General features: G+C 31.0%; 10 protein-coding genes. All 10 read left to right on the top strand.

The window, feature by feature from the left end:
• Nucleotides 1-35 precede the first annotated feature (35 nt).
• The 10 genes from H6F32_RS08855 to H6F32_RS08810 all read left to right on the top strand — a co-directional run bounded on the left by H6F32_RS08855 (nt 36) and on the right by H6F32_RS08810 (nt 12,489).
• Nucleotides 36-1,445: an AAA family ATPase gene (locus H6F32_RS08855; protein ID WP_190368962.1), complete on the top strand. Its 1,410-nt coding sequence runs from the start codon at nt 36-38 to the stop codon at nt 1,443-1,445.
• 42 nt (nt 1,446-1,487) lie between these two features.
• Complete coding sequence (locus H6F32_RS08850; protein ID WP_190368961.1) at nt 1,488-2,537, top strand: DUF4435 domain-containing protein; 1,050 nt, start codon at nt 1,488-1,490, stop codon at nt 2,535-2,537.
• Nucleotides 2,538-2,590: 53 nt separating this feature from the next.
• On the top strand, nt 2,591-3,367 hold the full coding sequence (cas6, locus tag H6F32_RS08845) for a CRISPR system precrRNA processing endoribonuclease RAMP protein Cas6 (RefSeq protein WP_190368960.1): 777 nt from the start codon (nt 2,591-2,593) through the stop codon (nt 3,365-3,367).
• 5 nt (nt 3,368-3,372) lie between these two features.
• Entirely contained in the window at nt 3,373-4,635 is a 1,263-nt protein-coding gene (gene csx2 / locus H6F32_RS08840; RefSeq protein WP_190368959.1) for a TIGR02221 family CRISPR-associated protein, read from the top strand.
• A 59-nt stretch (nt 4,636-4,694) separates the two neighbouring features.
• On the top strand, nt 4,695-5,909 hold the full coding sequence (locus tag H6F32_RS08835) for a putative CRISPR-associated protein (protein ID WP_190368958.1): 1,215 nt from the start codon (nt 4,695-4,697) through the stop codon (nt 5,907-5,909).
• A gap of 218 nt (nt 5,910-6,127) precedes the next feature.
• Nucleotides 6,128-8,530, top strand: a complete 2,403-nt coding sequence (gene cas10 / locus H6F32_RS08830; RefSeq protein WP_190368982.1) for a type III-B CRISPR-associated protein Cas10/Cmr2 — start codon at nt 6,128-6,130, stop codon at nt 8,528-8,530.
• A gap of 2 nt (nt 8,531-8,532) precedes the next feature.
• The gene (locus H6F32_RS08825) at nt 8,533-9,261 is read left to right on the top strand and encodes an RAMP superfamily CRISPR-associated protein (protein ID WP_190368957.1); all 729 of its coding nucleotides are present in this window, start codon (nt 8,533-8,535) and stop codon (nt 9,259-9,261) included.
• On the top strand, nt 9,243-10,556 hold the full coding sequence (gene csx10, locus H6F32_RS08820) for a CRISPR-associated RAMP protein Csx10 (protein ID WP_190368956.1): 1,314 nt from the start codon (nt 9,243-9,245) through the stop codon (nt 10,554-10,556). Before H6F32_RS08825 ends, csx10 begins: the two co-directional genes overlap by 19 nt.
• Before the next feature lie 3 nt (nt 10,557-10,559).
• Entirely contained in the window at nt 10,560-11,132 is a 573-nt protein-coding gene (locus H6F32_RS08815) for a hypothetical protein (RefSeq protein WP_190368955.1), read from the top strand.
• 40 nt (nt 11,133-11,172) lie between these two features.
• On the top strand, nt 11,173-12,489 hold the full coding sequence (locus tag H6F32_RS08810; RefSeq protein ID WP_190368954.1) for a TIGR02710 family CRISPR-associated CARF protein: 1,317 nt from the start codon (nt 11,173-11,175) through the stop codon (nt 12,487-12,489).
• Nucleotides 12,490-12,533: the final 44 nt, after the last annotated feature.

Below are 12,533 nucleotides of genomic sequence, written 5' to 3'. Positions count from 1 at the left end.
TAAACTAGGATTTTGTTGTTAAGGGGGAATTTTATATGACAAATGAGATTACAAGAATAGAAATTATTGGACTTCATAATATGTTTGATATTGACCAAAGTTTTCAAAAGGGAGTCAATATAATTTATGCTGCTAATGGAGCAGGTAAAACAAGTTTGATCCATTGTCTTGCCAATATATTAAATGGAGATTATTCACGTTTTTTGTATGTAAACTTTTTTCGGATAAGAGCTTGGTTTAGTAATGATAACTTTGTCACAATTCATAATGAGAATTATCAGCAAAATCAAGACCCAGAAATTAGAATATGTATTAATGATGATAGAAGGGGAAAAAGAATAACTGAAGGAGAGAACGGATTTAATGAATTTAATAAATTAGACTTTGAAAATGATCAATCAAATCAAGAAAATCAACAGCTATCTTATAAATTTGATTATACTCAAATGAAAGTTTTATTATCAACTGCTTATTTTCCGGCATTTAGAACAATGATAGAAGCATGGCAAGCAGTAGAAGATAATATGAATATAGAGCAAATAAATTCCTTTGCTAGAAAGATATTTGGTGATTTTTTACCATTAATAGAATATCCAACTCCTAAAGATATTGAAAAAAGTTTAATTAATCAACTAAAAATAATTAATCATAAAATATCAAAAATTGATAGACAGTTAATGTCAGAAATATCTGTAAAATATTTTGATGCTTCTTTAGAAAAGAAATTAAGCTCAAACATCAATGATTATGAATTGAAAATGAAAGAAATTACATCTATATTTGAGCAAATTAAAACTTTCCCAGTTACAGAAGAAAGTTATATTTCATCCAAAGAAATATATATAAATATTTCAGAAAAAATATCATCAAATATTATCAATAAACAAAATAGTCAAGAATTTGTTACATTTTTAACAATATATCATAATTCTCTGAAGAAATTATTAGGTGAAATACAAGATAAGTTTTATTTATTTCTTAAATTTTTATCATCAGTTAATACTTTTTTAAAAGATAAAAAAATAGAAATAGTTAATATAGAAACTCCGGAAAATAGGCAATTAGTAAGAATTAGATTTGATAATAATTCTATAATTGATGGTTTGAGTGCCTTATCATCCGGCGAGTATCAAATAATTACAATTATGTACACGGCAACTTATATGAGTGACAAAAAAGTAATTTTGATTGATGAGCCAGAAATATCTCTTCATCCAGATTGGCAGAGAAAATTAATTAAAACAATATATCAACAGTTGTCTGAAACCCAGGTTATTATTTGTACTCATTCTCCTATGATTGCTGCTGATTATAACCCAAAAGAATTGGAATCAAAATATACTAATAGGATTTTATGGGAGTTATATGAAACAGAAGAAGAAATTTTCACCAATGAAGATGAAGAAGATTATATAGAAGAAAACAACAATAATTATGATGAATAAATAACCTATTTAATTACATTTAAAAAATTAGGAGAAAATCTAATGAATGGCTTTGGTTATACTCTTAAAGAATATGAGTTTTTTATCGGTGAACAAAGTAACGAGAAACATTTAATTGTTGAAGGAAAAACAGATAAAACTTTTTTTAAAATACTATTAGATGAATATTCACAAACAATGAAAACAATGAATAACAAAATTATTGAAGAAATTAATATTGATGACATTGAAACAATGATTCAGAAAAATGATGAATTTAAACTATTGATTACTGGTGTGGTTGGTAATCGTAGAAAAATAGAATCTATTCATAAAAATATTCAAAAGTCTTCTAAATATAAGAATTTGGTATTTTTTATAGATCGTGAGTTTGATGACTTTAGTATTTCTCTTAATCAAGAAATTCAAGATTATATTGGTAAACATAAGGTGGATGGTTCAATGATTTGGTCTAGGGGACATTCTATAGAGAACTATTTATTTGATTTTAGTATTCTTCGTAACCCTCTTAAAGAACTATCAGATATAGAATTATTTAATGAAGCAATCAAACTTTTTGAAAATAATTTTTATCAAATAATAAAATTAGCTACTGCTATTAGTATAACCCTTAAAGAATGCAAAAGGATCAAAGAATTGGAAGAGATAATAGATTGGGAATTAATTTGTTTAGAAAATAAAAATTCTATTACCATCAACATAGATGATTTGCAAAAGAGAATCTGTGAACGGAAAAAATTATCATTAGAAGAATCTAAGAAAATAATAGATATTTACCAACAATGGCTGAATAAAATAGACCAAGAAAATGTAGATATTGATATATTAAGATGGCTGTGTCATGGACATATTGGAACTAGAATTATTTTGGAAGCATATCGTACCTGCATTAACTATTCTTTTACCAGTAAAAATCCAACAAAGACAATTAACCAAGACATAGATAAAAAAGCAAATAAGAAAATAAGAAAAAATGGTCAAGAAGAAATATGGGAGAAAATTGTCAATTGGTGGGCTGATAAAGCTATAAGGAATGAATGTTTATATCCATCAGAAGTTTTACAAAAATTATGTTTGATTAGTAATAGTTAATACATAATTTATTTTTTGTCTTTTTTGTTTTATAATCAATCAAGTACCACAAAATGTTAATCAATTCTACATTTACCTTAACCGTACCCACATCAACAATTTTACCCCGTCCCTATGGGTTAGAATTAATCAAACAACTACATCAAAAACTCAACCTAGAAATGGGAAGCGAAATAATTCCCTCAGTTTCTTACTCAGGAATAACAGGAGATTATTTAACATCCAAAGATTTTACTACATTCCATCCAGAGGAATTTTATCAATTATCCCTATCTGGATTAAACGAAACATCTGCTAAAGCAATTTCTCATCTTCAATTGGGAGATTCATTAGAATTTTTAGGAGGAAAATTTAACATTATTAATCGAGAAGATGAAATTAGCAGCTATGAGGAATTATATACAACATTAGTAGGAAATGAACCAGAACCTATCAGAAATTATCACTTACAATTTATTACTCCTACGGCATTCTCTCAAGGTGGAACAAAATTATGTTTACCTGTTCCCACATTAATGTTTTCTAGTTGGTTAGAAAGATGGAATAATTTTGCACCTGTTTATTTAGGAGGTGATGAATTAATTGCTTATTTGAATAATGCAATATTACTTAAACATCACAAAATTCAAACTCGCACTTTTAAGTTTAGTAAAGGTTTTGTCAATGGATTTGTTGGTGATGTCAAGTTACAGGTTTTTCAACGTGCTGATCCTTTATTAGCGAATGTCGCTAATTTATTAGTTCAATATGCGCGGTTTGCTGGTACGGGAATTAAAACACGGTTGGGAATGGGACAAACGATTATAAAACTACCAAACTTTAAGGAGTAAATATCATGAAAGCAATTTCATTTCTTGGTTTTAATAAAAGAGGTTATCAAGAAACGACATATCTTAATCCAATTGCTTCTGGCGAATATAAAACAAAATTTATTCAGCAAGCGTTAGTGGAGTTTTATAAACCTGAAACTCTTTATGTTTTACTAACAGATACAGCAGCTAAAGGAATACCAGATAACGAAACTGAATCAAGTTGGACAACTTTACAAAATAAGCTGGCTGATAAAGTTGATTTGCAACCTATAATGAATATTCCTGAAGGACACACTACATCTGATATCTGGAAATTATTTCAAATGTTAACAGACTGCTTACAAGATGGAGACAGAGTATTATTTGATATTACCAACGGCTTTCGCTCTCTACCTGTTTTAGCCTTAATTGCTGTCAGTTATTTGCGAGTTGTTCGTCAAGTCCAAATTGAAGGTTTAATTTATGGCGCATTTGACGCAAAAAGTAATGATAATAAAACACCTATTTTTGATTTATTACCTATAGTTAGTTTGCTGGAATGGACAACAGCAACAGACCAATTTCTCAAAACAGGAAATGCTCAAGCACTAGCAGGATTGTTACATAATGGAGATCCTTCTACTGAGGATTTAGCAAATAACATTGATAAAATAGCCCAGGGTTTACAATTACTCCGACCCATAGATGTAATGCAACAATCTGCATTATTACCAGAAAAAATTACAACGGCATCCTCAACTATTTCTCAATCATTACCACCATTTACGACTCTATTAAAACGAGTAGAAAATGATTATGGTAAATTTGCTTTAAAAAGTCCAACAGAATATACGATTAGTCCTCAATCTTCTCTTATAAGACAATTGAGAATGGTAGAATGGTATGCAGAAAAAGGGCAAATAGTTCAAGCTTTGTCCATTGCAAGGGAATGGCTACCCTCTCTATTATGTTATCACTTTAATATAGATCCGCAGGTTGAAAGACCTAATCGGTCTGAAATGGAACTTTTATTAAATGGAGGAACAGGACAGAAAGACTCACAAGGTAATAGATACATCTCACCATATCTTGAACAGTATAAAGCAAGCATTCCACAAGAGAAAAGAACACAGTTATCTAACCTTTGGTCAAATACTTATAGACTTGCAAATCTACGTAATGATGTACTTCATGCAGGTTTCCGTAAAAATCCTCAAGGTGCAGAATATATTATTCAGCAAACTAAACAAATTGTTGAAGAACTTAGGAACATTGCACAGGTTTGGGATTTAAAGGATGAAGAATAATCTAACAATTTATTAACCCACAGAAATGTAAATTTCGACTTAAATAAGAGTATAAACCAATGAATAAAACAATTTCTCACACCCTTATTTGTACAGTAGGAACAAGCCTTTTTAAACCTAATCTTTTTGGATTACCAACTACTGAAAATTATGAATCTTGGTTATCTAAACAATCAGAGTTAGATAAACGATATTTCTCATCTGAGTTAATTGATAGCTTAAAAACAACAGTAAACAATAACTTACAACTAGCTTTAGAAAAGCAAAATTGGAAAAATACAGCAGGATATCTCAGTAAGTTACCTGGAAATGTAAGACTTTGTGGAGCAGAAATAAATTCAATTACTGATTTAATCCAACGTGAATACTGTACAAATAATTGTGATTTAGTTTTTTGTCACTCTGCTACACCTGAAGGATTACAAATTGCTAAAATATTAGAACATTATTATCAAATCAAAGGACATAAAGTTGATTTAAAAGAAATCAAAGACCTACAAGATAAGAATCCTAAACTTTTTCGGACTAAAGGACTGAGAAACCTAGCTAAAACTATCAGTCAAATTATCAGAGAAAAAGGTTCTCAATTTTGTGCTATTAACGCTACTGGTGGATATAAAGCGCAAATTGCTATCGGAGTATTAATGGGTCAAGCATTAGGGGTTACAGTTTATTATAAACATGAACAGTTTAGCGAAATTATTGCATTTCCACCAATGCCAATCGGTCTTGATTTTAGCTTATGGTTAGAAATCAGTGGTTGGTTAGTTGCTTTAGATCGTCCTCAAGAAATGGTACGAGAAGAAAATATTAAAGAAGACTGGAATGAAAGAATGGAGACTTTAGTTGAACGAGTAGAAATGGATGGAAAAATATATTTTGAGTTATCACCAACAGGTCAAATTTTCCATGAAACCTTTAAGGGTAGGTTTGAATCTGATAAGGATGCTGTTTTACCATCACCCGTACCGAACCATCAAAAACAATCTCCAGAACTAACAGATCATGGTTGGGGAAAAGCTAGAAATCCAATTTTAAGTCTTTTAGAAAATATCACTAATTCCTGTTCCTATGTTCGTTTATGTCGTACCCATTATTGGAATCCAGATTTATCTTCTCCCACATTATTTAGACTGAGAGGAGAGCAAATAGAAGGTATTTTTAGTAATGGAACATGGACTGTTAAATTTTTCGTAGAAACTTCGGCTAATACACAAGGACAACGAGCAGCTTGCATAGCTGATCTTAATAATCGTCTTGGTGATTGGTTATAAGAGTGTAGCGATCGCTCTTAACAATTTCCATAAAAATCTCACAAAGTTTTAGCATAGAATTAGCATAAAAATTAATGATTTAACTCTTGTGTTATAGGTATCTTTTTTACTAGTTAGGATATATTTAAGGAGTAATTTAGTTGTTTTGATCTAAAATTTAGTAAGTAATGACAATAGTTTTAAAAAAGTTAGTTGAAGGTGAATCTAAAATGGATAACATGATTTCTGTAAATAATTCTGTAAAAATTGCGATCGCCTGGTGTTTGGCTTGGGGAAATGAACGTAAACCCCAGTTTGACATTGCTATTTTAAAATCAATGTGTGACGCTTTAAGAAATGGTCAAGAAGTACCCAAAGAAGTTAAGGAAATAGTTGATCAAGCTAAAAAATTGCAGGAAATTGATGAGAATTATTTTCCCAAAACTTTGGAAGAATTAAAAACTAAGTATTCTGATTTATGGAATCAAAATACCAGAATTGGCTTAGTTTATGGAGGTGTCACCAAAGTTAAACAATATGTATTTGAATCAGCAAAACTTCCTGATATTCGAGGAGCTTCTGGATTATTAGATAGAATCAATTTAATTGACTTACCCGCATTTTTTAGTTGTGAACAAAGCTCAAAATATGAACAGTGTGAACGAGCAAAAGATGATTGTCAAGACATTAGAGAAAATTGGTTAGATCAACAGGAAAATTTTCCTGAACTTTCCCAAGCACTAATTCCTGAATTAATTATTTACTCTACAGGTGGTAATCTTTTAGCCTTTTGTCCAGCGGGTTTTATAGATGATTTAGCTAATGCCATTGAAAAACGCTATACTCATGAAACATTAACCGCTAATTCTTGCGCTGTTGGTGCTAAATTTAAACTTTTAGAAATTAGATTTGGATTATTACCTGATCAAATTACTAATGATACATTTTGGTTAGAGCAATATCAGAAAAACAAAAATCATCCATTAATTTCAGCATACTTTCAGCAAGAAAAAGGTTATTCACAAACATATTTTCAAGACCGAAAAACATTTAATGAATTAGCAGGTAAATTAGCATCATTATTTAATCAACGTCGTAATGGTAATCAATTACCAGGAAGTAATAGACCTTTGCGTTGTTATCCACCTATATTTGAAACTCATCCCTATCTGAAACGAGATGAAGGCGATCGCCGTTCTGCTATAATTCAGGTTAAAACTGATCCTGAAGACTCTACCAAAGGACTTCCCGGTGATCCTTGGTTTTCTGAAGCATCAGCACGGAAAAGACTTGTAGGACAAATCACAAAAAGAGATAATAGTAATCAACAGTGGTATGAAGAAACAGGTTTAACTTGGCAACCTGGAAGTAAAGAAGCTGTTGAAAGTTGGGTGAATAAATTTGAGCAATTTTTATATGAAACACCACATAAATATTATGGTAAAATCCGTTCAGAAAATTTACATCCTAGCCAAGTAAAAGAAGCTCTTTCAGTCAGAGAAATTGGAGATGCTAGTATTAGTAAAGGATTTGTTGCCTATATTTATGCAGATGGTAACAATATGGGAAGATATATTCAGAAAGAAATTAAAACTCCTGAATCTTACCAAAACTTTAGTAGAGATATTTTTTATGCTACAGAAAAATCAGTTTATGCAGCTTTAACTAAACATCTTGCTCCCCATAAATTAAGTGAGACTTTACAAGCTGAGAGAAAAAGCAAAAAAGAAATTTGGATTCATCCTTTTGAAATTTTAACCATTGGTGGTGATGATGTAATGTTAATTGTTCCCGCAGATAAAGCTTTAGCTATTGCTAAAAGTATTGGTGAAGAATTTGAAAGAATTTTGTTAAGTAAAGAAGGAAACTATAAAACTGATGAAACTTATATTAGTGACATAGTGCATCGTTATCACAGTCAGGAACAAATTACAACAAATCAACAATGTAAATTGAGTATGTCCACAGGAGTATTAATAACTGCTGAAGATACACCAATTTATTATGCTCAAAAACTGACTAATCAATTGCTAAAATCAGCAAAAAAACTAGCTAAAGATTTGAAAGAATGTCATTATTACGGTGGTACAGTTGACTTTTTAGTGATGAAATCTGTAACAATGATTTCTTCTAATATTAGTGAATTTCGTACCAATGGTTTAACTAAATTAACACAAGGAAAGCAAAAATTAAAATTATATGCTGCACCTTATACCCTGCATGAATTAGGTGGATTATTGAAAACTGCACAAACTTTAATAGATGCAGAATTTCCTAAATCACAACTTTACCAAATTCGTAGTTTATTGGAACGCGGGAAACAGACAGCAATACTTAACTATCGTTATTTCCGAGTGAGGTTAAATAATAAAGAAGCTCAAAAATCATTAGAAGATGAATTTGAAAAAAAATGGTGTTTACCCAAGGATAAAGATAATTCTGGTAATCTTGCGCCTTGGATGTCCTTAAAAGACAAAGAAGAATGTGAGGAGAAAAATAAAAAATCTAAGGATAAAAAACCCCAAATAGAGGATAAAGTTACTTATGAAACTATTTGGAGAGAATTAGTAGATTTATATCCTTTTTTCCAAAAACCACAAAAAAAATCTGATACTAAAAAATCTAAACAAGAGGTATCATAGCTATGATCAATTTACAAAACTTACCAAAAAATCCAATTGAAACAATATCATTAACCGCCATTATTGATACTGCATTATGTATAGGTGCGGGAGGTTCTGATGGTTCATTAGCAGATAAACCAATAGTTCGTAATGCAGAGGGAAAATTATTAATTCCTGCATCACAATTAAAAGGGAGATTACGCCATGAATGTGAAAAAATAGCCACAGCATTAGGATGGCAAATTTTCCCAGCACCAAAAGCAGAAATACTATGTCCAAATGAAGATCAAGTACATGAGGAATTTCAGCAGCAATATCAGCTAGAAAATTACAAAGGGTATCATTGTTTTGTTTCCCAAATATTTGGTAATCCCATTCTTCCATCTCGGATCATTGTTAGTGATTTAATTTGTGATATGCAAAAAGAAGATTTACCAGAAGTTATACGTCCTGGTGTAACTATTAACCGTCGTCGTCGTACTTCTGAGGAGAAAAAATTGTATTTTTTGGAAACTTCTCTCCCTAATAGCAAATTAGAATTTACAGGAGCAATTCAGTTATTACCAGATTGTCCAGAATATACTAAACCTTTAATCTTAGCAGCTTTACACCATATTTATGCTTTAGGTGGAAGCAAATCAGCAGGGTTAGGTTGGTTAACTTGGGAAGGATTAGAAAACTTACAAACAAACAATACAAACTGGCAATTATTATTACCTAATAAAACAATATGCAACGAATTAAGTTAACAATAACAGCTTTATCACCATTAGCGATCGCAGGTAAAAAACCTGGTTCTATAAGTGAAGTAGAAGATCACATTCCTGGTGCTGTAATTCGAGGAGCGATCGCTTCTCAAATTCTGGAAAGATCCAAACAACAAATACCAAACATAGCAACACAAAATTTAACAGAAAATGGTGGAGATTTTGCTACACTATTTTTAAGTGATGAACCTACAATTTTTCAAAATGCTTATCCAGCAGTGGCAAAAATCAGATATGAATCACAAGAAAAAGGGGAATTAATTTCTCAGGTAGTGAATGATGAAATAATGGTTTTACCTGCAACTGCGGTTAGTTCTAAAACAAAACCAGGATTTAAAACCGAGGAAAAAAATCATGGAGTTTTTGATACTCTAATTGATCGTTTTTGTGCAGAGGCTTATAATTATCCTTATGATCCTACTTGTCCTAAAGATTTTGGAAGAGTAGAACCCTTTGGAGGTTTTTATAGTAAATCAAAAGATAATAAATATCACAGTCATTCAGTTAGCACAAGATTTTTAACAAGAGTGGGAATTAATCGTCAAAGAGCAACCTCTCAAGATGATATACTTTATAGTATTGAGGTGTTAAATGAGTCATTTTCTGAAAGTTCCCACAAACAGAATTGGCATCCCGTAGTTTATCAAAGTGCAATTTTAGTTCCTGATGTACATTTAGCTAAATCTCTAGTTAATTTTATCAATGAAAATTCCTCTACATTTCGCTTAGGAAGTTCTACATCCAGGGGTTTAGGAAAAGTTAGAATTAAAGCTGAGATTGTAGAAAATGCTGTAACAAATGCTAAAAACCGAATTGAGAAATTTAATGCTAATCTTAAATCGCGTTGGGAATTATGGTCAATTTTTTGTAAACCAGAAAACGATTTATTAAATAATCGGATGTATTTTACTTTAGACCTTCAAGCTGATGCTATCTTCACGGAAAATTGGCAACATACTACAGTTATTTCATCAAAAATGTTGTGTGAATTTGCTAATGTAGAAGAAAATGCTTTACCAAAATTAGAAGTAGCATATACCACTTATGATTATCGTTCTGGTTGGAATGCTGCCTGGGGTTTAATGAAAGACATAGAACTAGTCACAAATAGGGGAGGTGTGTATTTATTTAGTGTAGATAAAAAGAACGAAAATTTATGGCTTGATAAATTGAAAGAATTAGAACTGAAAGGGGTAGGAGAAAGAACTTCTGAAGGTTTTGGACAAGTACAAATTTGTAATGAATTTCATTTAGTATTAAGAGAAAAGGCGGTATAGGTTATGTCAAAAATTTCTGTGATTGAATTAGAACAACAACTAACTTTAAGAATTAATCAAGAGTTAAGTAAACAATTGGATGATATCATAGTAAAAATGCAAGAAATGGCTAAAAAATTTGATATTAAGCAAGTACAAGAACGTTCTCCCTTAAAAAATGTTTTAACAACAGCGACAGATCCTACATCTTCCATAGAGGTGGTTAAAAACTATATTCGTTATCAAGTAGGCCGTAAGGATGCTAGTAAAATTTGGAAACTGGAAAAAATAGAGAATGGAAAAAAGGAAATATTTGCTCATGCAGTAATTAACCAAATTGATGGTTTAATTAGCAACATTAACAATATCTTTAAATCTATAATATCCAGTATAGATAAAGAATTAAATCCATTTTTAGGAGAAAATGATCAAGACTGTATCAATCCTAAAATCAATAACCAGCAACAAGAGAAACTAGAGTCACTTAAAGAATATTTACAGAAAAATGAATCCAGTATCAGTAAAAATATTCATCTGAAATTAACTCAACTCTATCTTGGTTATCTTAGTCGTGAGCACACAGCTTTAATAGCTTAATAAATCATTAACAATTAATTTATCAGGAGATAATTGAATCATGCCAAAAATTCTTTTCATTACAGTCGGTGGTTCTCATCAACCTATCGTAACTGCTATTCGTGAACTACAGCCAGATCGAGTTGTTTTTCTTTGTTCTGATGGTGCTAAAGGTAGTAAATCCCAAGTAATAGGAAGTGGAACTCCTTGTGAAGTTAGAAGGGGAACAGAAGTAATTGAAAAATTACCAAATATTCCTACACAAGTAGGATTAGGTGATAAATTTCAACAAGATAGAGACTTAATATTGATTGAAGAACCAGATGATTTATCAGAATGCTATCTGAAAGCATCATTATGTATTCAGAATATTCAGGAAAATGTACAAGATGCTCAAATGATGGCTGATTATACAGGTGGTACTAAATCCATGTCTGTAGGTTTAGCAATGGCATCTGTTGATTATCAACTGAAATTATATGTCACCACAGCCGTCCGTACAAATATCATCAAAGTTGAAAGAGGAGAATTAACAGGACAAGCAAGTGTAGCACCAGTAGTTGCACAACGCACGATAGAACAATTTTTGCCTATTTTTTTACAACAGTACAATTATCCAGCAGCGATCGCACAACTAAGACGTTTATTATCATCAATGGCATTACCATCTGAGATTAGACGACAAATACAAACTTTATATGCTTGTTGTTCAGGTTTAGATGCTTGGGATAGATTTGAACATAGAGATGCTTTAGAGTTATTAGAACCTCAAATGAGAAATCCTGTAATCAGAAATTTAGTTCTATTTCTCAAAAAAGTAATTAATAGTAGAGGACAAATAGATGAAAAATTTGATTTTAGCAACGGAACAGAAGGACATGGTTATGAAATAGTTCAAGATTTAATACTAAATGCTGAAAGACGGGCTGAACAACAGCGTTATGATGATGCAGTAGGTAGACTTTATCGAGCTTTGGAATTATTAGCTCAAATTCGGTTGTTGAAAACCTATGGTATTAAAACAGGTGATATTGATACTGCGAAATTACCAGAAAATTTACGGGATAAATATGAGAAAAAACGTTCTAATATCAAGGGAAAAATTCAAATACCTTTAAGAAGTAGTTATGATCTTTTAACTGAACTTCCTGAAGATCCCATAGGCAAAATATATCAAGAAAATGCTAACAGAATTATCAATGCTTTAGAAGTTAGGAATAACTCCTTATTTGCTCATGGCTTTGAGCCAATTACTAGCAGTGACTACGAGAATGTCAGTGAAGTATTTGTTAATTTCATTAAATCTTCTATTAATTCTGTAGTTAGCAATAAACCACAAATACAACTTCCTCAATTTCCAACTGACCTAGAAATTTAATCCCTTGATTAAGTCTATAATGTTCATAGAATACCTTAATTTAA

The organism is Anabaena sp. FACHB-1237 (assembly GCF_014696225.1).
Lineage (GTDB): Bacteria > Cyanobacteriota > Cyanobacteriia > Cyanobacteriales > Nostocaceae > FACHB-1237.
Note: the sequence above shows the minus strand (reverse complement) of the source record. Positions and strands in the feature narration are given on the sequence as shown.

Coding starts and splice junctions, on each gene's coding strand:
- H6F32_RS08810 (WP_190368954.1), top strand. CDS start 11,173: ATGCCAAAAATTCTTTTCATTACAGTCGGTGGTTCTCATCAACCTATC.
- H6F32_RS08850 (WP_190368961.1), top strand. CDS start 1,488: ATGAATGGCTTTGGTTATACTCTTAAAGAATATGAGTTTTTTATCGGT.
- H6F32_RS08815 (WP_190368955.1), top strand. CDS start 10,560: ATGTCAAAAATTTCTGTGATTGAATTAGAACAACAACTAACTTTAAGA.
- csx2 (WP_190368959.1), top strand. CDS start 3,373: ATGAAAGCAATTTCATTTCTTGGTTTTAATAAAAGAGGTTATCAAGAA.
- H6F32_RS08835 (WP_190368958.1), top strand. CDS start 4,695: ATGAATAAAACAATTTCTCACACCCTTATTTGTACAGTAGGAACAAGC.
- H6F32_RS08855 (WP_190368962.1), top strand. CDS start 36: ATGACAAATGAGATTACAAGAATAGAAATTATTGGACTTCATAATATG.
- cas10 (WP_190368982.1), top strand. CDS start 6,128: ATGATTTCTGTAAATAATTCTGTAAAAATTGCGATCGCCTGGTGTTTG.
- cas6 (WP_190368960.1), top strand. CDS start 2,591: ATGTTAATCAATTCTACATTTACCTTAACCGTACCCACATCAACAATT.
- H6F32_RS08825 (WP_190368957.1), top strand. CDS start 8,533: ATGATCAATTTACAAAACTTACCAAAAAATCCAATTGAAACAATATCA.
- csx10 (WP_190368956.1), top strand. CDS start 9,243: ATGCAACGAATTAAGTTAACAATAACAGCTTTATCACCATTAGCGATC.